The organism is Rhodococcus sp. D-6 (assembly GCF_040256695.1).
GTDB classification, from domain to species: domain Bacteria; phylum Actinomycetota; class Actinomycetes; order Mycobacteriales; family Mycobacteriaceae; genus Rhodococcus; species Rhodococcus pyridinivorans.
In genome coordinates this window covers 207248-231373 of sequence record NZ_CP132970.1, presented here as the reverse complement: position 1 = coordinate 231373, position 24126 = coordinate 207248, and the positions used below count along the sequence as shown (strand labels likewise).

Annotated in this window: 19 protein-coding genes; 7 read left to right on the top strand and 12 right to left on the bottom strand. The window is 69.1% G+C overall.

All coding sequences use genetic code 11. The features are described 5' to 3' along the window. Window positions 1-26: 26 nt before the first annotated feature. Window positions 27-962, bottom strand: a complete 936-nt coding sequence (locus tag RBB84_RS01185; RefSeq protein WP_064255741.1) for a 4-(cytidine 5'-diphospho)-2-C-methyl-D-erythritol kinase — start codon at window positions 960-962, stop codon at window positions 27-29. 89 nt (window positions 963-1051) lie between these two features. Here RBB84_RS01185 and RBB84_RS01180 point away from each other — a divergent pair, with 89 nt between their 5' ends. Next, window positions 1052-1318 (top strand): hypothetical protein, encoded by a 267-nt coding sequence (locus tag RBB84_RS01180; protein WP_006553821.1) that lies wholly within the window; start codon window positions 1052-1054, stop codon window positions 1316-1318. A 63-nt stretch (window positions 1319-1381) separates the two neighbouring features. On the opposite strand, the gene RBB84_RS01175 is transcribed toward RBB84_RS01180, so the two are convergent. From RBB84_RS01175 to RBB84_RS01145, 7 genes are all read right to left on the bottom strand, one after another. Beyond that, on the bottom strand, window positions 1382-1588 hold the full coding sequence (locus RBB84_RS01175) for a cold-shock protein (protein ID WP_006553820.1): 207 nt from the start codon (window positions 1586-1588) through the stop codon (window positions 1382-1384). Between the two features lie 226 nt (window positions 1589-1814). After that, window positions 1815-2723, bottom strand: a complete 909-nt coding sequence (gene rsmA, locus RBB84_RS01170) for a 16S rRNA (adenine(1518)-N(6)/adenine(1519)-N(6))-dimethyltransferase RsmA (protein ID WP_064255740.1) — start codon at window positions 2721-2723, stop codon at window positions 1815-1817. 53 nt (window positions 2724-2776) lie between these two features. Continuing rightward, window positions 2777-3904 (bottom strand): resuscitation-promoting factor, encoded by a 1128-nt coding sequence (locus RBB84_RS01165; RefSeq protein ID WP_064255739.1) that lies wholly within the window; start codon window positions 3902-3904, stop codon window positions 2777-2779. Window positions 3905-4296: 392 nt separating this feature from the next. Beyond that, window positions 4297-5976 carry a sulfatase-like hydrolase/transferase gene (locus tag RBB84_RS01160; RefSeq protein ID WP_033098246.1) on the bottom strand — a complete coding sequence of 560 codons (1680 nt, stop codon included), beginning with the start codon at window positions 5974-5976 and terminating at the stop codon, window positions 4297-4299. A gap of 141 nt (window positions 5977-6117) precedes the next feature. Beyond that, window positions 6118-6546, bottom strand: coding sequence for a DoxX family protein (locus RBB84_RS01155; protein ID WP_019288774.1), 429 nt, complete (start codon window positions 6544-6546; stop codon window positions 6118-6120). A 79-nt stretch (window positions 6547-6625) separates the two neighbouring features. Further along, on the bottom strand, window positions 6626-7702 hold the full coding sequence (locus RBB84_RS01150) for a maleylacetate reductase (RefSeq protein WP_006553815.1): 1077 nt from the start codon (window positions 7700-7702) through the stop codon (window positions 6626-6628). Between the two features lie 40 nt (window positions 7703-7742). After that, window positions 7743-8573: a TatD family hydrolase gene (locus RBB84_RS01145; protein WP_060652139.1), complete on the bottom strand. Its 831-nt coding sequence runs from the start codon at window positions 8571-8573 to the stop codon at window positions 7743-7745. 22 nt (window positions 8574-8595) lie between these two features. On the opposite strand from RBB84_RS01145, the gene metG reads away from it, so the two are divergent. From metG to RBB84_RS01120, 5 genes are all read left to right on the top strand, one after another. Next, entirely contained in the window at window positions 8596-10176 is a 1581-nt protein-coding gene (gene metG / locus RBB84_RS01140) for a methionine--tRNA ligase (RefSeq protein WP_006553813.1), read from the top strand. Between the two features lie 87 nt (window positions 10177-10263). Next, a complete protein-coding gene (locus tag RBB84_RS01135) occupies window positions 10264-11403 on the top strand; it encodes a DUF2786 domain-containing protein (protein WP_051121661.1) in 1140 nt (379 codons plus the stop codon). Between the two features lie 134 nt (window positions 11404-11537). After that, complete coding sequence (locus tag RBB84_RS01130) at window positions 11538-12689, top strand: FAD-dependent oxidoreductase (protein WP_082920975.1); 1152 nt, start codon at window positions 11538-11540, stop codon at window positions 12687-12689. Then, a complete protein-coding gene (locus RBB84_RS01125) occupies window positions 12686-13567 on the top strand; it encodes an RNA polymerase sigma-70 factor (RefSeq protein ID WP_024103206.1) in 882 nt (293 codons plus the stop codon). The genes RBB84_RS01130 and RBB84_RS01125 overlap by 4 nt, the downstream gene beginning before the upstream one ends. Window positions 13568-13579: 12 nt before the next feature. Further along, complete coding sequence (locus tag RBB84_RS01120) at window positions 13580-14932, top strand: aminodeoxychorismate synthase component I (RefSeq protein WP_064255738.1); 1353 nt, start codon at window positions 13580-13582, stop codon at window positions 14930-14932. Here RBB84_RS01120 and RBB84_RS01115 read toward each other — a convergent pair. From RBB84_RS01115 to rsmI, 3 genes are all read right to left on the bottom strand, one after another. After that, window positions 14896-18870, bottom strand: a complete 3975-nt coding sequence (locus RBB84_RS01115; protein ID WP_064255737.1) for a hypothetical protein — start codon at window positions 18868-18870, stop codon at window positions 14896-14898. The genes RBB84_RS01120 and RBB84_RS01115 overlap by 37 nt on opposite strands. A 286-nt stretch (window positions 18871-19156) precedes the next feature. After that, window positions 19157-20560 (bottom strand): sodium:alanine symporter family protein, encoded by a 1404-nt coding sequence (locus tag RBB84_RS01110; RefSeq protein ID WP_041803560.1) that lies wholly within the window; start codon window positions 20558-20560, stop codon window positions 19157-19159. Window positions 20561-20784: 224 nt separating this feature from the next. Continuing rightward, a complete protein-coding gene (rsmI, locus tag RBB84_RS01105) occupies window positions 20785-21672 on the bottom strand; it encodes a 16S rRNA (cytidine(1402)-2'-O)-methyltransferase (RefSeq protein ID WP_064255736.1) in 888 nt (295 codons plus the stop codon). 95 nt (window positions 21673-21767) lie between these two features. Between rsmI and RBB84_RS01100 the strand changes: the two genes are divergently transcribed. Continuing rightward, window positions 21768-23273, top strand: coding sequence for a phospholipid carrier-dependent glycosyltransferase (locus tag RBB84_RS01100; RefSeq protein ID WP_197481803.1), 1506 nt, complete (start codon window positions 21768-21770; stop codon window positions 23271-23273). Between the two features lie 31 nt (window positions 23274-23304). On the opposite strand, the gene RBB84_RS01095 is transcribed toward RBB84_RS01100, so the two are convergent. Continuing rightward, on the bottom strand, window positions 23305-24105 hold the full coding sequence (locus RBB84_RS01095; RefSeq protein WP_064255735.1) for a hypothetical protein: 801 nt from the start codon (window positions 24103-24105) through the stop codon (window positions 23305-23307). Window positions 24106-24126: the final 21 nt, after the last annotated feature.

Below are 24126 nucleotides of genomic sequence, written 5' to 3'. Positions count from 1 at the left end.
GAGAATTGCGGGGATGTACTACAGGATCAGGAGTGTGCGGGATCGGCGTCGCCGACGACACGGGCTCCGGGCACCGGACCGGAGGCGATCCGCACCGTACGGCACACACCGGCACCGGCGAGTTCGGCACTCACGGTGACGGCGGCGTGCTGGTCCTCGACGAGGAACGCGCAGGTGGGGCCGGAACCGGAGACGATGCCCGCCAGGGCCCCGGCCTCGACACCCGCCCGGAGCGTGCGTCGCAGCATCGGGTCGAGGGACAGGGCCGCGGCCTGCAGGTCGTTGCCGAGCAGCGGCGCGAGCTGGTGGGCGTCGCCGGAGCCGAGCGCGGAGAGCACGGCATCCGCGCTGCCGATGCGCTGAGGTTCTCCCTCGGCACGCAGCCGGTCGAGTTCACGGAAGACGACCGGCGTGGACAGGCCCCCCTTCGCGAGGGCCAGTACCCAGTGGAAGGTGCCGCGGGTGAGGACGGGGACGAGGCGCTCGCCCCGCCCTGTTCCGATCGCCGTTCCGCCGTGGAGGCAGAACGGCACGTCGCTGCCGAGGCGGACGGCGAGATCCGCGAGGTCCTCCCGGGGCGCCCCGATGCCCCACAGTGTGTCGAGCGCGACCAGCGTCGCGGCAGCGTCGGCGCTGCCACCGGCCATTCCGCCGGCCACGGGGATGCCCTTGTCGATCGTGATCGCCACGTCGGGTGTACGTGCGGCCCGTTCCGCCATCATCTCGGCGGCGCGCCACGCCAGGTTCGTCGAATCGGTAGGCACCGACTCGGCGCCCGCGCCGCGCACCGTCACGCTCAGGGTGTCGGCCGGGACCACCGACACCTCGTCGTACAGGGACAGAGCCTGGAAGACGGTGTGCAGGTCGTGGTAGCCGTCAGGACGGAGGTCACCCACCGCGAGATGCAGGTTGACCTTGGACGGGACCCTCACTGTCACGGGGGTCGGCACGACGGAAAGCACGAGTACAGAGCTTACTCGGGATACGGATGCTTCCCGACCGCCGCGGCCACGCTCTACGATCGATCGACTCTGAACACTCTGGAGGAAATGTGACTCGTTCCGTACGTAATGCGGTCGCCGTCTGCGCCGTCGCCGTGGCGGCCACCATGGGAACCGCCGGCGTCGCCTCGGCCGAACCGGCTCCGCCGCGCGTCTGCTCGCTCGGCGACCTGGTCCTGCGCTCGCTGAATCTCGTGGACTGCGTGACCCCTCCCACGGGCTCCGCCGGAATGGCGACCGGCTCCGCCGACTCGGCGGGCTCGTCGACCGGTTCGTCGAACTTGGGCATCACCGGTTACGGGGCAATGATCGGCTGACCGGACGAACGAATCCGGGCCGGCACCCTGAGGTGCCGGCCCGGATTCGGAGAATTATCGGTATCAGCCGATGACGTTCACGCCGGTGGCCTGCGGGCCCTTCTGGCCCTGGCCGATCTCGAAGCTCACGCGCTGGTTCTCCTCGAGGGTGCGGAAGCCGCGGCCCTGGATCTCGGAGAAGTGCACGAAGACGTCAGCGGAGCCGTCCGAGGGAGCGATGAAGCCGAAGCCCTTTTCGCCGTTGAACCACTTCACAGTACCTTCAGCCATGTTGCTGTCCTTCACTTGCAGGCAGAACGGATGTAGACGTTCTGTCTCGTCGGGAGTCGGTTTCGGCCCCCGGGTCTGTCACTACACGGCTGAAACGATTCCATCGTGGCTATCGCATCCGCTCGCAACCAGAAATGTGCGAGGGGTAAACCACGAACACACTACCTAACGACCGAAGACAACTTAACCACACATCGCATCCGACCGCCAGGAAGAGTGACCGGGATCACTCCACCCCTGCGAGCCGCACGAAGGCTGCGGCGTCGAGCTTCTCCCCGCGGGTCGACGGCTCGATACCGGCCGCCAGCAGGCGCCTCTCGGCCTCCGCGGGCGAACCTGCCCATCCACTCAACGCTGCGCGCAACGTCTTTCGCCGTTGAGCGAAGGCCGCGTCGACGACGGCGAAGACCCGGGCGCGTGTCCGGGCGTCGGTGGGCCACGGTGGCTCCGCATAGCGGTCGACACGCACGAGGCCCGATTCCACCTGGGGAACGGGCCAGAAGACCGCACGCCCGACGGCGCCGGCCCTGCGGACGTCGCCGAAGAACCGCGCCTTCACGCTGGGTACGCCGTAGATCTTACCGCCCGGTTCTGCTGCGAGCCGATCGGCGACCTCGGCCTGCACCATCACGAGAGCGGTTCGCAGAGTAGGGAATTCAGAGAGAAGGTGCAGCAGCACCGGCACCGCGACGTTGTAGGGCAGGTTCGCGACCAGCGCGGTGGGCGTGACGGGAAGATCCTTCGGCAGCACCTTCATCGCGTCCATGTGCACGACGTCGAAGCGGTCGGCGAGCTGCGGGGCCCGCTCCCGCACGGTAACGGGAATACGCTGCGCGAGAACGGGATCGAGCTCGACAGCGACCACACGGTCGACGACGTCGAGCAGGGCGAGGGTGAGCGAACCCAGGCCCGGCCCGACCTCGAGCACGACATCCTCAGGGCCGACCCCGGCGACGTTGACGATGCGGCGCACCGTGTTCGCGTCGTGCACGAAGTTCTGGCCGAGCTGCTTCGTCGGGCGCACCCCGAACTCCTCCGCGAGTGCGCGGACCTCGGCGGGCCCGAGCAGCGCGGCGAGGCCGCGCGGAGAAGCCGGGGTGGCCCTCGGAGTGGTTTCGGGATCGTCTGCTGACACGTGGTGAACCTAGCGCACTCGGGAGCAGGTCACACCGCGCACACCCGCGCCGGTCAGCGCAGACCGAGCTTGCTGGTGCAGGATGGCCAGGCGCCCCAGCCCTGGGCCGCCTGGACCTTCTCCGCGACGGCGATCTGCTGCTCGCGCGTCGCGAGATCGGCACGCGGCGCGTACTGGGTGCCGCCGAAGCCGGCCCACGTCTGCTGCGTGAACTGCAGGCCACCGTAGAAACCGTTGCCGGTGTTGATCGCCCAGTTGCCGGTCGCCTCGCACTGCGCGAGAGCGTCCCAGGTGGAGCCGCGACCGGAGGCCGGCACGGCGGGCTTCGGCTTGGTGCCGACGCGGACCACGACGGGCCGCGGCTCGGCGAGGACCTTCGAAGCGGTCTCGGCGCGTCCGACCTCGACACCGTTGACGGTGTGAACGTCGAAGGTCACCGACCGCTCGCCCGGAGCACCCGGGTCGCTCACGGCGGACTCACCCTCGAGCATGTTCGGATCGTCCACGCGGTTCTCCGGCGGGGCGATCGGCAGGTTCTCGGTCCGCGACTCGGTCCGGTCGCGGGTGACCACGACCTCCATGCCCTCCGCGAGTTCCGCGTCGAGGGCAGGGGTGACGCTGTCGGCCTGCTCGAGCTTCGCGCCCTGGGCCTCGAGGAACTCGGCGACCGTCGGCGCTGCGACGCGCACCTCGGCGGCGGGCGCGCCGTTGTCGGCGAAGCGCACCGTCTTGGGGTTGACGACCTCGAGATCGGCACCGTCGAGCGGGAGGCGGTGCGAACGGGAGGCGGAGACGTAGGCGTCGTCGGAGAGGCGGAACTGGTCGAGCGCCTCGTCGACGGTCAGCGCGGTGGTCCACACCGAGCGCTCCTCACCGTCGACGGTGAGGCGCAGCTCGCGAGCCTGTCGCAGGACGATGGTGTCGCCGTCGGAGACGGACGAGTCCACGGCCGGGGCCACGACGTCGTTCTCGTCGACGGTGTAGCCGGCTGCGGCCAGGATGTCGCCGACGTTGGAGTTCATCGTGCCGAAGGCACGCTGCTCACCGTCGACGTCGAGGACGACGTCCTTGTGCTGAACCACAGCAGTGGCGCCACCGGCACCGAGGGTGACGAAGACGGCGGCGACCACCGAGTAGAACACCGGCGACTTGAGGCGATTGATCTTGGTGAAAGGTGACACGATTATTTCCAGACGGACGACAACTGTGATCACAGCACGGTAACGAGACGGCATTGTTATCGCAACTTCATCGCCTTTACCTGCACAGATCATGATTTCTGTCAGATCACGACGCACGTCACAGATATCGGATCGATATTAGATCGATCATTTTCAAATGTCCGAAATCGCCATTTTCGATCGACACTCGGAAGAAGAAATTCCTCGCGATTCGGGCGGCAAGGACATGGACTCCGTGAGGTAGCCGAGGAGCGCGCGCAGCTGTGCCCTGCCCCATGCGGGGGCGTTCGAGGTGCCGATGCCCACAGGCTCGGACGGAGCGGCCGGCTTCGCGGGCGCAGCGGTTTCCGGGACCGCCTACCGATGGTCGCGGTTGCCGGTGATCGGCTTCGTCAGCGTCCGGCCGACCCGCTGGGAATCGGGAGATCGGCGGATCCGCTCGGTACGGGGAACTGCGGAATCGTCACAGCCGGGGTGGTGCCCGTGCGGGCCATCACGTCCATCAGGACGGCGTGCATGGCCGCGACCTGCACCGGGTCGAAGTTCGCGAGATCGAGCGGGTTCGCGCGGTTGCGCGTCTCGAGCGGATCGTCGTGCAGGTCGTAGAGCTCGAACTGCGGCAGCGCGCGTCCCGACGGATCGAAGTACATCGCGTACTTCCACCTGTCCTGCCGGACGGCACGAATGTGGTTGGGCTGCTTCACCGTCGTCTGCCCATTGGCCGCGGCGGCGTTCTCGTCGTCGAAGGTGAACAGGACGGTGTCCTGCACCTGTGGCGGCGTGCCACCGGACGACGCGCCCTCGATGACGGGCGTGAGGTCGACGCCCTTGAACGTCCACGCCGAACGGTCTGGCACGGCGGCCATCGTCGCGAGGGTGGGCATGACGTCGATCAGCGACGCGAGCGCGTCGGTGGAGACCGGCCTCGGGAACATCACCGGATTGCTCACCACGAGAGGGACGTTGAGCGTCTCCTCGTAGGCGTTGAAGGCCTTCTGACGGAGTCCGCCGTGGGAGAGCCCCATCTCACCGTGGTCGGCCACCCGGAAGACGACGGTGCGTTCGCGCATGCCCGAAACCGATTCCAGCGCATCGAGAACCGTCCCGATGTGCTGGTCGACGACCTTGTGCATGTAGGCGTACAGGTTGACGTACTGCCGTGCCGCTTCGGGACCGACGAGCGGACCGAGCGCACCTGCGAGCAGCAGGAGCAGTTCGGCCTGGGCGGTGGGCTTGAAGTTGCGGAGCAGGTCCTCGTCGATGGTGGGCGGCAGGTCGATTCCCTGCTCGAAGGCTTCGGGTGCGAAGGCCCCGTAGTTGTTGCAGTCGCCGTCGACCTGATCCCAAGTCTTCGGGTACGAGAGGATGTCGTGGGGATTGGCGAACGACACGATGAGCGCGAACGGTCTGTCGTCGGAGGCGCTGCGCGACCGCAGGAATTCGGCGGCGTCGGAGGCGATCTTGCCGTCGCGGTCGGCGCAGCCACCCCCGAAGTTCTCGGGTGCTGTGTCCTGCCCCGCCTCCGGGGGCTCCCACCCCGCGAAGCCGTACCGCGCGATGTCGTCGGGCGACGGGTCGCCGCCGTCGGCGCCCTTGCTCATGTGCCATTTGCCGCGGTAGTGGACGTCGTATCCGGCGGAGAGCAGCATCTTCGCCATGTTCTGGCCGTCCACCGGCAGCACGGGTTCGGTGGGCGAGAGCGTGCCCCCCTCGGTGAGGGTGCTCACCACCCCGTGCTGGGCGGGATAGAGGCCGGTGAAGAACGTGCTGCGACTGGGCGAGCACATCGCGGCGTTGCAGAACGACCGCGTGAAAGTCAGCCCGGTGTCGGCCAGACGCTGCCGGTTGGGCAAGTTGTTGCGCGCCCAGTCGGCCGGCCAGTGCATCGGCTGGCGCTCCTGGTCGGTCATGATGATGAGGATGTTGGGACGCTGCGGTGTCCGAGGCTGTGCCGCAGATGATCCGGCGCCCACGAGGCCGGCAGCGAGGAGCGCACCCGCGCCCACGAGGAAGGTCCGTCGATTGACATTCCACGTGGTGTCGCGACGCGGAACAGCCTGCTGCACGGTCATATCGGTCCTGTCGGAGAGATCCGTGAACGCGTATGTCGTGCAGGAGAATAACAAGACATATGCGTTGAGCGCACGTCATCGGACGGAAGAGGCGCTGAGGACGATCGGGGGAAGTCGTCCACAGCGCCGCGGAACCGCAGGTCAGGCCGTGCGCAGGAGCGGAACCTTCCGCGCGAGGAATCGGTCGACGCTGAACGCTCCCGCACCGACCGCGGCGAGTAGGAGGGCCCCTGCGCCGAGCGCGGCCACGAGTTCGAAACCGCCGTCGCCGACGTAGATTCCGTTCTCCACGTGCACGATGAAGAACGCGCCGAGCATGAGCAGGAACAGCAGGACGCCGAAGACGGGGACGAGCACACCGAGGATGAGCGCGAGACCGCCGAGGATCTCGATCCAGGTGGCGACGAACGCCGAGACGGCCGGGGCGGGCACGCCCATTCCTTCGAAGCCGGCCTTGGTGCCTTCGTATCCCCACGAATTGAACTTCTGCAGTCCGTGCGCGAGGAAGATGACGCCGAGTACGAGTCGGGCCACGAGGATGCCGAGGTCGCGGACGAGAGGGGTCTTCATGTCGAGCCTTTCGGGTAGGAGGCCGGAGAGCCCCACTTAGTTGAAGCGACAACTAAGGTAGCAACCCTTGGTTGTAGCTTCAACCAGACTTCTGCGCCGGTTCCGGACGGGTACCGGCGAACGCCTCCCCCAGCAACCGTCGCACGCCCACCTCCGTGACCTCCCGGGGATTCGGATACGGCTTCGCCGTCGCCAGTCGTGCCGCCTCGTCCAGATCGGACTCCCGGAACCCCAGTTCCTCGAGACTCGTCGGCCCACCGGCCGCCGCCACGAGGTCGTAGACGCCCGCGGACGCCGAATCCGTGCCGAGCGCCTGCGCGACCCGCACCATGACGTGCGGTACCGACGGTTCGTTGTAGGCGAGCGCGTGGGGCAGCACGACGGTGTGCGTGGCGGCATGCGGCAGGTCGAACGAGCCGCCCAGCACGTGACAGAGCTTGTGGTGCAGCCCCATTCCTGCCGAGGCGAGACAGGTTCCGGAGAGCCACGCCGCGAGCAGCAGATCCGAACGCCCCTCGGGATCGGCCGAATCCGCACCGAGCGCCGGGATACCCCGGGCGATCGCGGCCACGGCCTCGAGCGCGAGGGCGTCGACGATCGGATTGGCCTGTTCGGAGTAGAGGGCCTCGACCGCGTGGGCCATCGCGTTGATCGCGCTGGTCACCGCCAACGGAATGGGCATCGAGGTGGTGAACTCGACGTCGTAGATCACGGTCTCGGGAAGGATGTCGGGCGACGAACGCGTGGTCTTCACCCCGTCGGCGGTCTCACCGAGAACGGGCGTCACCTCCGACCCGGCGTAGGTCGTCGGGAGGATCACCTGATCGATCCCCGTGCGGAGTGCCAGTGCCTTGGCCAGTCCTGTGGTGGAGCCGCCACCCACCACGACGACCGCATCGACGTCGTGCTCGGTGACCCGGCCGAGGACCCGTTCGGTCACCTCGACCGGCGTGTGCATCACCGCGCCGTCGAAACGCGCGACCTGCAGATCGCCGAGATACTTCTCGACCAGTTCCGCCTGGTGCCGCACGTGCTCGCCGGCGAGCAGCAAAACGCGGGAACGATCGAGTCGACGTACTTCGTCCGCGACCCGCGAGGCGGTACCGGGGCCGAAGATCACACGTACCGGATGAGAGTTGTAGACGAAGGAGCGCATGCCCGTATTCTCACGACGGGAGTGGGGACGCGCGTGCCCTTTACGAAAGTCCGTACACCCGCTCGGCGTTCGCGGTGGTGGCCGCCGCCAGTTCCTCGGCGTCCTCGCCCCGCACCTCGGCGAGCGCGCGCACGGTGTACGGCAGGCAGTACGACTCGTTCGGCGCGCCCCGGAAGGGATGCGGGGTCAGGAACGGCGCGTCGGTCTCCACCAGCACCAGCTCACGGGGCACGAGCGGCGCCGCTTCACGCAGGGCCTTCGCGTTCTTGAAACTCACGGTGCCCGAGAAGCTCAGCAGGTATCCGGCGTCGACGCAGCGGCGGGCCATGTCGGCATCCGACGAGAAGCAGTGGAAGATCACCTTCTCGGGTGCGCCCTCGTCGTGCAGGACACGCAGCAGGTCGGCGTCGGCCTCGCGGTTGTGGATCATCAGCGGCTTGCCGAGTCGCTTCGCGAGGTCGATGTGCCAGCGGAAGCCCTCCTCCTGCTCGGCCGGTTCGGCGCACCCGTCGAGCTTGCCGGGCCAGTAGAGGTCGAGGCCGGTCTCCCCCACCGCGACGCAGCGCGGGTCGGCGGCGAGTTTCTCGATCTCGGCGCGGGTAGCGTCGTCGAGACTGTTCGCGCGGGTGGGATGGATGGCGACGGCCGCGTGGACGCGGTCGTCCCAGTGCGCAGCCCGCACGGCGAAACGCGCCGCCTCGAGATCGTCGGCGACGGTGACGATGCGTCCGACCCCCACCGCGGCGGCACGATCGACGATCGCGGAGGTCGTCGCGGCGTCCTCGGCACCGCACGCGTCGAGGTGCGTGTGGGCGTCGACGAGGGGACTCAACGGCTGCGGGGCTTCGGGGGCGGGACGGGCTGCGCTCACGCCCTATAAACTACTGGCCACCATGACTGCGCCTGATTCCTCCCGCCCGGCTGCCGGCGATCCCACCCGCCCGCCGTTCTACGTCACGACCGCGATCGCGTACCCGAACGGCGCCCCGCACATCGGGCACGCCTACGAGTACATCTCGACCGACGCGATCGCGCGGTTCAAGCGTCTCGACGGCTTCGACGTGCGCTTCCTGACCGGCACCGACGAGCACGGCCTGAAGATGCAGCAGACCGCCGCGAAGGAAGGCATCCCGGTCACCGAACTCGCGTCCCGCAACTCGGACGTGTTCGAGGCCATGGACAAGCGGCTGAACATCTCGTACGACCGGTTCATCCGCACCACGGACGCCGATCACCTCGAGGCGAGCAAGGCGATCTGGCAGCGCATGGTCGACTCGGGCGACATCTACCTCGACACCTACGCGGGGTGGTACTCGGTCCGCGACGAGGCGTTCTACACCGACGGCGAGACCACCCTGCTCGAAGACGGCTCGCGGATCTCCACCGACACCGGCACCCCCGTGGAGTGGACCGAGGAGTCCACCTACTTCTTCCGGCTGTCGGCTTATCAGGACAAGCTGCTCGAGCTCTACGAGAAGCAGCCCGACTTCATCGCCCCGGCCACCCGCCGCAACGAGATCGTCAGCTTCGTCTCCGGCGGCCTGAAGGACCTGTCGATCTCCCGCACCACCTTCGACTGGGGTGTGCCGGTCCCCGATCACCCCGATCACGTCATGTACGTGTGGGTCGACGCGCTGACCAACTACCTCACCGGCGCCGGCTTCCCCGACACCGAATCGGAGTCCTACCGCCGCTACTGGCCCGCCGACCTGCACATCATCGGCAAGGACATCACGCGGTTCCACACCGTCTACTGGCCGGCCTTCCTCATGTCGGCGGGGCTCGAACTGCCGAAGCGGGTCTTCGTCCACGGCTTCCTGTTCAACAAGGGCGAGAAGATGTCGAAGTCGGTCGGCAACGTCGTCGACCCGCTCGAGATGGTCGACCGGTACGGCCTCGACCAGCTGCGCTTCTTCCTGCTCCGCGAGATCTCCTACGGCCAGGACGGCAGCTACAGCCACGAGGCGATCGTCACCCGCATCAACGCCGATCTCGCCAACGACCTCGGCAACCTCGCGCAGCGCTCCCTGACGATGGTCGCGAAGAATCTCGAGGGCACCGTGCCCACGCCGGGCGAGTTCACCGCCGACGACGAGGCGATGCTCGCCCAGGCCGACGCGCTGCTCGCGAAGGTGCGCGCCGAGTTCGACGCGCAGGCCCTGCACCTCGGTCTCGAAGCGATCTGGCACGTCCTCGGCGAGACCAACCGTTACTTCTCGGCGCAGCAGCCGTGGGTGCTGCGCAAGACCGATCCCGAGCGGATGGCGACGGTCCTGTACGTCACGCTCGAGGTCGTTCGGATCGTGGGTCTGCTCGTCCAGCCGGTGATGCCCGATGCCGCCGCGAACATCCTCGATCTCCTCGGTCAGACACCCGAGGCACGGCAGTTCGACGCCGTCGCGACCCGCCTGGCTCCGGGCACGACCCTGCCCGCCCCGGCACCGGTGTTCCCGCGCTACGTCGACGAGGACTGAGCGTCCGATCCGGCGACGGAGAGCTTTCACCTGCGTGTTCTCCGTCGCCGCGCAAACCTGTCGGTGCCGTGCGCCACACTGCGGCGCATGCGCAGCGATAGAACACATGTTCGATCCGATGGCCTGAACGAGCACTCTCTGCTCGCCGAGCTGGGCGGTGCCTACGAGCGGGGATGGCAGCCCGCCGACGTGCTCCACGTGACGGCCCGCTCGGGTGGTCCCTCCGATGTCGCACTGACGGCGGCCACGATGCTGTTCGACGCGCAGATCCGGCGCGCGGCCGAACGCGCCCCCGTCGAGTGGGTACGGCAGCTCGACGAGATCACCCGCCGGCACCCGCGTCCGGCCCACGCCGCCGGAGCCCCGACCCTGGCCGACGGTCTGTTCCGCGCGTTCCCCGACGTCACCCGCTTCGAGATCGAAGGGCTCGCCTTCACCTGGAAGTACCTGCCGTCCTTCGCGATCCTCACACCCCCGCCGTCGCGATGGCCGTCCGTCCGGTCCGGCGACCCGTCTGCGCCCGCCCCGCCCGATACCCGGATCCTCGAACGCATCCGGGCACTGCTGTCGAAGGCCGAGTCCACCGACTTCCCCGACGAGGCCGAAGCGCTCACCGCGAAGGCGCAGGAACTCGTCTCGCGTCACGCCGTGGGTGCGGCGCTGCTGGCCGGACCCGACTCCGGCACAGACCCGGTCGTCGGCCGGCGCATCCACCTCGACAGCCCGTACATCCGCGAGAAGGTCCTGCTCCTCACCGCCATCGGCGACGCGAACCGCGTGCGCACGGTGTGGTTCACCCGGGTGCAGATCGCGACGATCGTCGGTACCGCCACCGACCTGCAGCAGGCCGAGATGCTGTACACCTCGCTGCTCGTGCAGGCCGGACGGGCCGTGCAGGCGGCCGGAACGGCGGGGCGGCGCGGATCGTCCGCGACCTCCTTCCGCCGCGCCTTCCTCACCGGCTACGCGCACCGGATCGGCGAACGTCTCCGCGAGGCGGACGTCCGGGCCACCGCCCACGCCGCCGCCGACGCGCAGATGCCCATCACGAAACTCGCACCCATCCTCGCCAGACGCTCCGACGCCGTCGACACCGAGTTCCGGCGGTTGTTCCCCGTCACCCGCGACTCGCGTAGCCGCGGGGTCGACGCCGACGGCTTCCACGCCGGTCGGGATGCGGCCGAGACCGCCTCGCTGACAACGGAATTCCGCACGGTCGGTCGCTGACCGGATCGATCACCGACGAGGTCGACAGCAGGAGACGGGCGTCACAGGAATTCGCGGTGGCGCCGTGTCACATCCCTGCCACGAGCGGTGTCCTATCGGTGACACCACTTCCGACAAGCGAAGGGAACAGAGCGATGACGACGCAATTCCATGTGGTGGTCGTAGGGGCGGGCTACGCCGGAGTGATGGCTGCGAACCGCTTGCTCGCCGAACACCCCGAGGTGGCGGTCACCGTCGTGAACCCGCGACCGGTCTTCGTCGAACGCGTCCGGCTCCACCAGGTGGCGGCCGGATCCGGAACCGCCACACACGAACTGTCCGATCTCCTGCACCCGCGGGTGACGCTGCACGTCGGCACGGCCGTACGGATCGAGCCCTACGCGGTGTCCCTCGCCGACGGCACGGTCCTGCCATGCGACGCGGTGGTCTACGCCGTCGGCAGCACCACGGGCTCCGGCGCGATCCCCGGTGCGGAGAAGGCGTTCTCCGTCGCCGACCTCGACTCCGCCACTGCCCTGCGCGACGCGCTCCTCGAGGCGGACGATCACGCCTCCGTCGTCGTGGTCGGTGGCGGGCTCACCGGTCTCGAGACCGTCACCGAACTCGCACAGTCGCATCCGCGGCACACCCTCGTCCTCGTCGGCGATCCGGGAGCGGCCCTTCCTGTGAACACGCAGCGTTACATCCGCCACCGGCTCGACGAACTGGGCGTTCAGGTCCGGTCGGGAACGCGGGTCGCCCGCATCGACGACGGCTCGGTCGTCCTCGACGACGGCTCCGAGATCCCCGCGACCCTCGTGGTCCGCACGGCCGGTTTCTCCGTGCCCGACCTGGCCCGTCGCAGCGGCCTGCCGGTCGACGACGACGGTCGTCTCCGGGTGCGCGACACCCTGCAGGCGGTCGACGGCTCGCCGGTCGTCGGCGTGGGCGACGCAGTGGTGGTGGACGGCAACGACCACCTGCGCATGAGCTGCCAGGCGGCGATGCCGCTCGGCATCCACGGCGCCGACACGGTGTGGCAGTTGTTGCAGGGACGCGAGCCGGCACCGCTCTCGCTCGGTTTCGTCACGACCTGCATCTCTCTCGGCCGCGATCGCGGCGTCGTGCAGTTGTCGGCACGCGACGACACCCCGTCGAGGTGGGCCCTGCGCGGTCGGCTCGCAGCACCGGTGAAGGAAGCCGTCGTTCGTGGGACCATCCACACCATGCAACTCCAGGCGCGCGGACGTGCCCTGCCGTCCCGACGCGGACCGGACACCGCCGCACGCGAGAAGGCTCACGTATGACCGGCGACGACGTCTTCACCGAGCATCGGGGACTGCTGTTCTCGATCGCCTACGAGATCACCGGCAGTGTCGCCGACAGCGAGGACGTCCTGCAGGAGAGTTACATCCGCTGGGCCCGCACCGACACCGGCAGCGTCGACAATCCGCGGGCCTACGCGGCGCAGATCGTGACGCGTCAGGCGCTGAACTCGCTGCGCTCGGCGCAACGCCGCCGGGAGGACTACGTCGGGCCGTGGTTGCCCGAGCCGATGCTCACCGCCCCCGACGCAGCCGCCGAGGTCGAACTCGCCGAGTCGGTGTCGACCGCGATGCTGTTGGTGCTCGAGACATTGACGCCCGTCGAACGCGCGGTTTTCGTGATGCGCGAGGTGTTCGGTTTCGAGTACGGGCGCATCGCCGAGACGGTCGACCGTACCGAGAGTGCCGTCCGGCAGATCGCGCACCGCGCCCGCGAGCACGTCCATGCCCGGCAGCGACGCTTCACTCCCGCGGGCGACGAGACCGACCGGGTGGTCGCGGCGTTCCTCACCGCGGCCACCACCGGCGACCTCGACGGACTGCTGTCGCTGCTGGCTCCCGACGTGCGGTACCTCGCCGACGGTGGCGGCAAGGTCACTGCGGCCCGAGTTCCGGTCTTCGGCTCCGCGAAGGTCGCCGGCCTGTTCCTCGGACTGGTCCGGCATCCGCTGCCCGACATGACCATCGAGCCGGCCGTGGTGAACTCGATGCCCGGTTTCCTCGTCTACTCGGCAGGTGTCCTCGACATGGTGCTGCACCTCGAGATCGACGACCACCTGATCACCGGCGTCTACGTGGTCCGCAATCCCGACAAGCTCACGCATCTCCGGGCTCGTCCCGATGCTTCCGACCAGACATGACAAGCTGACGCCATGCGGATGGAACGACTCGGCCGCGGCGGCACCGTCGATCGCGTGCTCGGTGCACTCGCAGAACGCGCCAGGATCCTCGCGATCCCCGCCCCGGCGGCACTGTCGGGTGAATGGTTCGGGGCGGCGGCCGTGCTCGTCCCGTCCGTGTCCGTCGAATCCGTCCCACCGGCAGAGGTCTTCTCCCTCCCCGCGGACGCTCCCGGGCCCGGCGGTGCCGATCGGCGCTTCCAGCGCAATGACGACCGGCCGCTCATCGGAGGCGGGCGCATCGGTTATCTCGCCTACCCGGATCGCATCCCGGACCGGCCCGCGCTGCCCCTCGCCGCGAGCGGGTGGACCGACACTGTCCTGCGTCTCGACGCCGACGGGTGCTGGTGGTACGAGACCCTCGGTACCGCACCCTGCCCCGACGATCTCGCCGCGGCAGTCCTCGATTCACCGTCGACCGCCGCCCCGCCGACGAACGCCACAGAGTCGACGAACGCCACGGACTGGCACATCGACTGGACACCACCGCCTCGCGACGAGCACCGCCGCGGCGTCGAACACTGTCTCGACGCGATCCGCGCCGGCGAGGTGTACCAGGCGTGCGTGTGCACGCGGTTCACGGGCAGATGGGACGGCGATCCGCTGGCGTTCTTCGCCGACGGGATCTCCCGGACTGACCCTCCGCGCGCCGCCTACCTGCAGGGATCGTGGGGTGCGGTCGCGTCGCTCTCGCCCGAACTGTTCGTCTCCCTCCACGGCGACACGCTGCGGTCGAGTCCGATCAAGGGCACCCTCCCCCTCTCCGCCGACCCCGCCGGGCTACGGGCATCGGTCAAGGACGTCGCCGAGAACGTGATGATCGTCGATCTCGTCCGCAACGATCTCGGCCGCGTCGCCGAGACCGGTTCGGTGCGGGTCGAGGATCTTCTGACCGTGCGTCCCGCACCCGGCGTGTGGCATCTGGTGTCCACCGTCGCGGCGGAGCGGCGACCGGGTGTGACGGTCGCCGATGTGCTCGACGCGGCGTTCCCGCCCGCATCGGTGACGGGCTGCCCGAAACTCCGCGCCCGGACGCTGCTCACCAGGTGGGAGGGTTCCGCGCGAGGTGTCTACTGCGGCACCGTCGGCATGTCGAGTCCGATCGCCGGCACCGAACTGAACGTCGCGATCCGCACCGTCGAGTTCGGGCACGACGACAGCGGCAACGGCGTGTGCGCACTCGGTGTGGGAGGCGGCATCACCATCGACTCCGATCCCGACGCGGAATGGCAGGAATGCCTCGACAAGGCTGCCAGCATCCTTGCGCTCGGCGACGCGCGGGCAGCCGTTCAGCACACCTCGTCGGGAGGCGACGGCAACTCGTAACGGTCGAGGACCTCCTCGAGTCGCACCGAGGTGGAACGGCAGATGCGGGCTACGACGGCATCGGCGTCGAGCCCCCATGTGCGGAGCAGACCGTCGCCACCGGCGGCGACGATGGTGCTGTCGGGCGCGAAGGTCACCTGCCATCGTCCCGTTCCCATGTCGGTGACCGGGCCACCGATCTCGTGCATGCCGCCCGGGTCGGCGACGTCCCACAGACGGACAGTGCCGTCGTCGCTGCCGCTGACCGCGCGGGTGCCGTCGAGGGTGATGGAGACGGAGTAGACCGTGCCGGTGTGGCCGCTCAACCGGGTCTCGCGGGCGACGAAGTCACCGGACTCGGTGCGGTCCCAGACCACCACGTCGTGGTCGTCCCCGCCGGTCACCAGCACGTCGCTCGACCCGCCGAAGGCCACGGTGTTCACGCCGGTTGCGTGCCCGTCCGAGACGTTCACCCGTGTCGGGGAGCGCGGATCGGTCACGTTCCAGGCGTAGATCTCGCTGTCGGCGCTCGTGACCACGAGACTTCGGCCGTCGGGGCTGATGGCAGCACTGCGCACGAGATTCTTCGGTCCCGTCAGCGGCTGGCCCCACGGCACCGGTTCGGCGGGATCCGCGATGTCCCACAACTGCACCGTGGAGTCGTCGGCGCCGGTCACGAGGGTCGTGCCGTCGGGTCCGAACGCCAGGGCGGAGGTGAACCTCGTGTCGAGCGGCACCGGATCGCCGAACGGCTTCGGTGTTGCCGGATCGCGCACGTCCCACAATTGCACGCTGCCGCCGGAGGTCGGTGCCGTGGCCAGGATCGTGCCCGAGGGCGAGAGCGCGCACACGTACGCACCGCCGAGCGGGCGCGGCAACGCGATCCCACCGGCGCGGTTCCAGTCGCCGCCTTGACCGACCCGCCAGAGCGTGACATCCGGTCCGTAGCTGCCGGTCGCGACGAGGGCTCCGGCACGATCGATCGCCGGCCTGGTCAGCGCTCCGTCGGCGACCGCCATCCGGGTCTGCGGCATCGTCCACACCCGGACGTTGGAATCCTGTCCGCCGGTGACGACGGTGGTCCCGGTCGGGCTCACCGCGAGCGTCGGGACACCGCCTCCGTGCCCGGTCAGCGGCGGGCCGATCTCGTCGAGGGTTCGTGTCGACGGGTCGACGTCCCACAGTTTCGCGGTGCCGTCCCAGGACGCGCTCGCCAGTGTGCGTCCGTCGGGGAGGAACGCGATGTTCCAGACACCGCCGGTGTGGGCGTTCGTCGGCACCCCCAGCGGGCGGGCCGCGCGCGGATCGGTGGTGTCGAACAGGTGCAGCACACCGTCGTCGCTGCTCGCCGCGAGGATCGTGCCGTCGCCGTTGAAGCTCACCGAATGGGCCACGTCGCCGAAACCGGTGAGCGGCTCACCGAGCGGCACCGGCCGCGAGGGCGTGCTCACGTCCCATAGCCGGACGGTGCGGTCGTCGCTCGACGTGGCGAGGACCTGCCCACCGGGACGGAAGGCCACCGTCCGCACACCACCGTCGTGCTCGTCGACCAAGGTGACGGGGAACCGGCCCGATCCGGGATCCGAGGTGTCGACGAGTGCGACGTGCCCGTCGTCGTAGGGCACGGCGAGCACCCGCCCGTTGGGTGAGTACCGCACGTTGTGCACGGCGCCGTCGGCGTAGACCTGCCGGTCGAGCACCACGCGCGGCGCGGCACGATCGGACGCGTCGTAGATCCACACACCGCCGTCACCTGCCCCGATCGCGAGGAAACGGCCGTCGGGGCTGAACGAGACGGACGCCATGTACTTCGACGACAACCGCAACGGCTCGCCCACGGCGGACGGTTCGTCGCCGTCGAGTGCCCACAGGCGGACGGTGCCGTCATCGCTCGCCGACGCGAGGGTGGCCCCGTCGGGGGAGACGACGACGCCGTAGACCGGCCCGGTGTGTCCGCTCAGTGTGTAGGCGAGGGGCACGGCCTGGCTGGCGATGAGCCTCGAGTACGCGACCGGGCTGTCGGGCTGGAGTTCGGCCGCGACGAGCGCCAGGTTCGCCGAGATCGTGGAGTCCTTGTCCCGCAGGGAGTCGGACAGCGCGACGATCTGCTGGAACTGCGCGGTGCTCCGTGCCGTCTCGGCCCGGCTCTTCGCGTCCCAGGCCAGTCCGGTCATGACGAACGCGATGATCGTGGACAGCGCCATCGCGGTGATGCCGACCCGCCGGGTCCGGGTCTCGCGGGCGATCTGCCGGCGGGAGGCGTCGAGGAAGGCCACCGCGGTGGGGCTGAGCGCGACCGGCCCGCGCCGGCCCTCGGGAGTGCCCGCCATGGCGAGGTGCGGATTCTGCTCGGACACGACGTCCATGCGTCCGCGCTGGTAGAGCAGCTCGCGGTTGCGTCCGGAGCCGAGCCAGGTCGACGCGTCGGCCTCGATCTGCTGTCGCAGGGCGGCACCGGCGCGGTCCTGCTGGATCCAGGACTTGAGTCGGGGCCACGCGTCGATCACCGCATCGTGGATGAGTTCGACATAGTCGGCGTCGACGACGAGCACACGTGCCGACACGAAATGGTCGAGGACGCGCTTCGACGCGTCGCGATCCTCCCCGCCGACCGCGAGCAGTTCGTTCAGCGACCGCGCGATCTTGACGTCCGTGCCGGTCGTGGTGACGTACACCAGGTGGACGAGCATCGAGCGGGCACGGGCACGGTCGGAATCGTCGGCGAGACTCTCCCACGCTCGTTCGGCGCCGGCGGCGACGGATCCGCGGACCCCGCCGGTCGCGCGGTAGGCGGCGACGGTGAGCGTGCCCCCGCTGCGCTTGTCCCACAGGGAATCGAGCAGGTGGGACAGCAGGGGAAGCTCGGTGCCGCTGATCTCACCGTCGGCCAGTCCGGTGAGGTCGTGGAGGATGAGGTCGACGAGACCTGGTTCGAGGCGGACACCCACGAGTTTGGCGGGCGCGGTGATGACCTCGACGAGATCGTCGCGGTCGAGGGGCTGGACGGTCTTGGTCCGCCGTTCGAGGGCCCGGGCGAGCACGGGAGTGGCCACTGCCTGGTCGTAGAAGTCCGACCTCATCGTCGCGACGACGAGTGCGGGCGCGTCGCCGTCCGAACCGGTCGACGCCGTCTCGATCAGGGTGAGGAACTCGGTGCGCAGAGCGACGTCGCTGCACTGGGTGAACAGTTCCTCGATCTGGTCGACGACGATCAGCAGCAAGGACGACGACGTACGGGAGGTCGCGGCACGCAGGGCCGCGTGGACGGCGGTGTGGTCGGCGGGGTCGCCGACGTCGGTCAGTTCGGGGAGCGCGTCGACGAGTCGTGCCACCGGGTCGGTGCCGGGGGTGAGGACCACCGGGTGGCAGTCCGGCGCGGAACACAGCTGGGGAATGAGACCGGCCTGTACGAGCGAGGACTTGCCGACGCCCGAGGCACCGGTCACCACGACCGGGCCCTGCCCGTGGGAGGCCGTCACCACGTCGGCGAGGGTCCGCACACTCTGGGCGCGCCCGAAGAACAACCGGGCGTCGTTCTGACGGTAGGAGGCGAGTCCCTTGTAAGGGCGGATCCCGGGCGGCACCGATACCGATGCCGATTCCTTGGTGCGCGGAGCGTTCGCCTGGCCGCGCGCGGCCTTCCACCAGTTCTCCCACTGCTTCAGGGAGTACAGACCGGGGGCCGGCGGTTCGGCGTTGAGCTCCCGCGCCGCGCGGATGAGGACCACGAGCACCGGATGCACCGACTCGAAGTTGGCCGGCATCCGGTTGCCGCTGCGCCAGTCGCTGACCCGCTGTACGGAGACGGTCCGGTCGCTGCCCACCGCCCGGGCGACGGTCGCGGCATCCGAGACGACCTTCTTGAGGGCGGGACGACCGGCTGCGGCGAACAGCATGCGCAACTGGTCGGCGAAGAACTGACGCTGCGCCGAACCAGGCTTTCCGCCGGTCTCTGACATCCGTTCCGCGCCCTTCGTGCTCCCGTTCCCCGCCTGCAAACATCCGCTGCGGAAAAATTCCTCACCACGTCTGAGCAGGGATGATACCGGTTCCGCGCCGGTCGGTATTCTTCGTCCCCATCAAAGACGGGGAAGAGTGGTGACCACGCAAGGTTCGGCCTTGCAGTGTGGGGCGGGGGCCTCCACGCCGATAGGGACTGACGAGGGGTAGTTCCGGGTCGGCGTGGAGGCATGCTCCACATACGTTCGGCCCCGCATCACGCGGGGCCCTTCGCGTATCCCCGGCCTACTTCACGACGTCGGGATCGTCCGTCGCGACGGGGCCGTTCAACAGATACGGATCGCGATCCAGGTAGGCCTTCGTCTCCCGCGCGATCAGTCCCGACAGCACCAGCAGACCGATCAGGTTCGGCAGGGCCATGAGGCCGTTCATCACGTCCGAGAAGTTCCAGACCACCTCGAGCTGGGTGGTGGCACCGATGAACACCACGATCACGAAGATCGCGCGGTAGGGCACCACGCCGCGGCGACCGACGAGACGCTCGACGCACCGCTCGCCGTAGTACGACCAGCCGAGGATCGTCGAGAAGGCGAAGAAGACGACCGAGATGGCAACGATCCAGTGACCCCAGTCCCCACCGAGGCCGTCGGCGAAGCCGGCCGATGTCATCGCGGCGCCCTGCTCGCCGGACTCCCAGGCTCCGGTCGTGACGATGACCAGACCGGTGAAGGTGACGACGATGATCGTGTCGATGAACGTCTGGGTCATCGACACCAGGCCCTGACGCACCGGGTGGGTGGTCTGGGCGGCCGCGGCGGCGATCGCCGCGCTGCCCATGCCCGACTCGTTCGAGAAGATGCCGCGCGCCACGCCGTAACGCAGAGCGATCATGAAGACCGATCCGATGAAGCCACCGGTGGCCGCCGTGCCGGTGAAGGCATCGGTGAAGATGAGCGCGAAGGCATCGGGGATCTGCGTGAAGTTGACCGCGAGGACGATGATGCCGGCGCCGACGTAGAGGAGGATCATCGCGGGCACGAAGCCGGCGGTGACCCTGCCGATGGACTTGATGCCGCCGAGCAGGACTGCCGCGGCGAGCACGGTCATCACGATGCCACTGAGCCAGGTCGGCACACCGAAGGTGCCGTCGAGCTGGGTAGCGACGGTGTTGGCCTGGGTCATGTTGCCGATGCCGAAGCTGGCGAGCACGGCGAACACCGCGAACAGCAGACTCAGGACGAGACCGGCCTTGTTGGGGATGGCGCGGGCGAGGTAGTACTGCGGACCACCGCTCTGCTCACCCTTGGCGTCGGTCGTGCGGTACTTCACGCCGAGGAACGCCTCGGAGTACTTGCTGGCCATGCCGACCAGGCCGGTGACCCACATCCAGAACAGCGCGCCGGGCCCGCCGAAGTAGATCGCGGTGCCGACACCGGCGATGTTGCCCACGCCCACCGTCGCGGCGAGCGCGGTGGTCAGTGCCTGATACTGGGAGATGTCGCCTTCGGTGGCGCCTTCGTCGTGGCGGGTGATCAGACCCAGCCGCAGTGCGGGCCACAGCTTGCGGAACTGGATGCCCTTCAGCCGAATCGTGAGCACGAGGCCCGTGCCCAACAGCAGCGGGATGAGCAGGTACGGCCCCCACACCACCCCGCCCACCTCGACGAGGAAATCGTTCACCGAATCCATCCGCGTCCTCCTGATCGTCCGAAGTCCCCGACAGCGTCCGACCGGCCGGTGCCGGTGACGTCTGCGCTCGGGACCCGGCAGAGTCTAGGCTTCCGTGGCACGCAGTGTCCCCGGACCCCACGGCGCGTCCGATATGCGTTCTTCTCGATCGGTGGGCGGCAGGCCGCGTCAGTCGCGACGCGCTTCCAGCACCGCGTCAGTCGCGACGCGCTTCCAGCACCGCGTCAGTCGCGACGCGCTTCCAGCACCGCGTCGTACAGTTCGCGCTTCGAGACCGTCGCACCGGACGACGTCGACGCCGCTTCGGCGACGACGGCGCAGGCGTCCTTCAGCCGCATCCCGTCCTCGACTTTCCGTTCCACCTCGTCGACGAGGTCGACGGGGTCGGTGGCCACGGCAACCGCCCCTTCGAGCACCACGGTGATCTCACCGCGCGCGCCCTCGACGGCCCACTCGGCGAGTTCGGCGAGCGTGCCGCGGCGCACTTCCTCGTAGGTCTTGGTGAGTTCGCGGCAGACGGCGGCGCGACGGTCACCGCCGAGCACGTCGACGGCGTCGGCCAGACAGGCCGCGAGCCGGTGCGGTGCCTCGAAGAACACCACGGCGCGAGGCTCCTGGACGAGCGTGCCGAAATACGCGCGTCGCCGGCCCGGCTTGCGGGGTGGGAACCCGTCGAAGCAGAACCGCTCGACCGGCAGGCCCGACAGGGCGAGGGCGGTGGTCACGGCGGACGGACCGGGCAGGCAGGTCACCGGCAGACCGGCCTCGACGCACGCCGCGACGAGCCGATAGCCGGGATCGCTCACCGACGGCATGCCCGCGTCGGTGACGAGCAGGACGGTGCGGCCCTCCTCGATGTCGGTGACCAGGCCCGGCAGTCGCGACACCTCGACCTGATCGTAGAAACTCACGACCCGCCCGGTGATGGTGACGCCGAGCGCCGCGGCGAGTGCCTTGGTGCGCCGGGTGTCCTCGGCGGCGATGACGTCGGCGGTGCCGAGAGCGTCGCGGAGACGCGCCGAGGCGTCACCGATATCTCCCATCGGAGTGGCGGCCAGCACGAGCCGGCCCTCTCCCGGATTCGCGCCGTGGACCGGTTTGGCTGCCTGCATACGGCTCAGCCTACGATCGGAACGTGACCGTGACGGACCGCAGCCCTTCACAGGCCCCCGGCCGTGGTCCGTCGGCAGCGCAGGATCGTCGCCTCATCGGTCCCGGCCCGTTGGTGCCCGGACCCGAGCCCCTTCCGGGAGATCGGGCGCGCGGCTGGATCGTCACCGCCTTCGTCACGGCGCTCGCCGCGATCACGCGGTTCACGATGCTCAACTACCCCACCGATGCGAAGACGCCGGTGTTCGACGAGAAGCACTACGCACCGCAGGGCTGGCAGGTGCTCACCGGCGGCTGGATCGAGGACAATCCCGGCTACGGGCTCGTCGTGCATCCGCCCGTCGGCAAACAGATGATCGCGCTCGGCGAGGCACTGTTCGGATACACCGCGTGGGGTTGGCGTTTCTCGGCCGCTGCGGCCGGCGTCGTGCTCGTCCTGCTGGTCGTGCGGATCGTGCGGCGGCTGACCCGCTCGACGATGCTCGGCGCGATCGCCGGTCTGCTGCTCGTCGTCGACGGGGTGACCTTCGTGTCGTCCCGCCTCGGCATGCTCGACATCTTCCAGGCGGTCTTCGTCGTCGCGGCCTTCGGATGCCTGATCGTCGATCGCGACGATGTGCGTTCCCGCATGGCGAAGGTGCACGCCGAGGGCCGTGTCCTCGACAGTGTGTGGGGTCCGCGTTTCGGGGTGCGCTGGTGGCGCTTCGGTGCGGGCATCCTGCTGGGTCTCGCGGTGGGCACCAAGTGGTCGGGCCTGTACTTCATCGCGTTCTTCGGGCTGATGTCCGTGGCCTTCGACCTCGCGACGCGTCGCGCGTACCGGGTGCAGCGACCGTGGATCGGGACGGCCCTGCGCGACATCGGCCCGGCACTGTATGCCCTCGTGCTCGTCCCGCTCGGGGTGTACCTGTCGACCTACTGGGCGTGGTTCACGAGCGAGACCGGCGTCTACCGTCACGCGGTCGGCTCGCGGATCGGCCACGACGGGATGTTCTCGTTCGTGCCCGACGCGCTGCGGTCACTCTGGTACTACAGCGCGAGCGTCCTGGAGTTCCACTCCGGCCTGACGAACTCGGCCGGCAACCAGCATCCCTGGGAGTCGAAGCCGTGGACGTGGCCGATGGGCCTGCGGCCGATGCTGTACTACTTCGCCGACGGCGAGCGGATCAGCGGATGCGACGCCGAGCAGTGCGTCAAGGCCGTGATGTTGATCGGAACGCCGGCGCTGTGGTGGGTGTCGGTGCCGGTGCTCGGATGGGGACTGTGGCAGCTGCTCGTCCGCCGCGACTGGCGGTGGGCCGCGGTGCTCACCGGATACGGTGCGGGGATCCTCCCGTGGTTCGCGAGCCTCGACCGGCAGATGTACTACTTCTACGCGGTGCCGATGGCGCCGTTCCTGGTGATGGGTGTCGCGCTGGTGCTCGGCGACATCCTCGGGTCGCCGCATGCCTCGACGGAACGACGGACGACCGGGCTGCTCGTGGTGTGCCTGTACGTCGGGCTCGTCATCGCGAACTTCGTGTGGTTGTGGCCGATTCTCACGGCGCTGCCGATCACCCCGGAGCACTGGAACGACCAGCTATGGCTCCCCAGCTGGCGCTGAGCGGAGCGCAGTCGCTCGTCCCGAGGAGAGCTCAGTTGGGTTCGTCGAGCACGCTGCCCTCGGCCAGCTCGACGTCGCGGTCCCTGTCGGAGCCGTAGCGGATGCCGTCGAAGCGGCGCGCGAATCGCTCGTCGACGACCGTGAGGAAGACCTTGAGTCGTTGGAGCAGCTCGGACAGGTGGCGGGGCACGAACGGATCGCCGAGCAGGTCGACGGTGGCGACAAGCCGGTCCTCGACGAGCACCACCTTGATGTGCGGCCACGTCCGGTTCAGTTCGGTGAGCTCGGCGAGCGCGTGGGTGCGACCGCCGGTGGGCGCGGCTCCCGGGGTGTCGTCCTCGGGGATCGCGTGCAGCAGCGGTGCCCACAGCCGGATGCTGCCGTCGTCGTCGATCACGACGAAGACCACATGGGAGTCGAGGACGACGACGAAGTCGCCGTCGGCGTCGACCGGCACAGGGCGGCCGAGGGCGTGCGCGAGCGCATCGCTCACGCGTTCGCGGAGGTCGCCGAGGGCTGAGGGCGGGTGTGCCTGTAAGAAGGCCGGATGCGGCACCTTCCCGCGACCGCGCAGCACCGACACGATGTGCCGGGCGAGCGTGTCGGCCTCGGACACGGGCCTGGTGACCGGCTCGGATCCGGTGACCTCGATCGTGGCGTGTCCCCCGGCGCTCGCGAGCACCCGCACGCAGGCCGCGGGCCCCGAGGCGGTCTCGGCGTGCAGTTCGAAGGCGTCGGGTCCGGCGAGTTCGGAGATGCGCCGGGCCAGTTGCGAGGCGTAACGGGACCAATCGCGGTCGAGGGCCTCGTCGAATCGGTCGGTGTCGGTCACGCGCACTCCTCTCGAAGAGCA

Coding starts and splice junctions, on each gene's coding strand:
- RBB84_RS01175 (WP_006553820.1), bottom strand. CDS start 1,588: ATGGCTGAAGGTACTGTGAAGTGGTTCAACGGCGAAAAGGGCTTCGGC.
- RBB84_RS01120 (WP_064255738.1), top strand. CDS start 13,580: ATGCGGATGGAACGACTCGGCCGCGGCGGCACCGTCGATCGCGTGCTC.
- RBB84_RS01155 (WP_019288774.1), bottom strand. CDS start 6,546: ATGAAGACCCCTCTCGTCCGCGACCTCGGCATCCTCGTGGCCCGACTC.
- rsmI (WP_064255736.1), bottom strand. CDS start 21,672: ATGCAGGCAGCCAAACCGGTCCACGGCGCGAATCCGGGAGAGGGCCGG.
- RBB84_RS01150 (WP_006553815.1), bottom strand. CDS start 7,702: ATGCGCTCCTTCGTCTACAACTCTCATCCGGTACGTGTGATCTTCGGC.
- RBB84_RS01160 (WP_033098246.1), bottom strand. CDS start 5,976: ATGACCGTGCAGCAGGCTGTTCCGCGTCGCGACACCACGTGGAATGTC.
- RBB84_RS01110 (WP_041803560.1), bottom strand. CDS start 20,560: ATGGATTCGGTGAACGATTTCCTCGTCGAGGTGGGCGGGGTGGTGTGG.
- metG (WP_006553813.1), top strand. CDS start 8,596: ATGACTGCGCCTGATTCCTCCCGCCCGGCTGCCGGCGATCCCACCCGC.
- RBB84_RS01135 (WP_051121661.1), top strand. CDS start 10,264: ATGCGCAGCGATAGAACACATGTTCGATCCGATGGCCTGAACGAGCAC.
- RBB84_RS01115 (WP_064255737.1), bottom strand. CDS start 18,870: ATGTCAGAGACCGGCGGAAAGCCTGGTTCGGCGCAGCGTCAGTTCTTC.
- RBB84_RS01125 (WP_024103206.1), top strand. CDS start 12,686: ATGACCGGCGACGACGTCTTCACCGAGCATCGGGGACTGCTGTTCTCG.
- RBB84_RS01130 (WP_082920975.1), top strand. CDS start 11,538: ATGACGACGCAATTCCATGTGGTGGTCGTAGGGGCGGGCTACGCCGGA.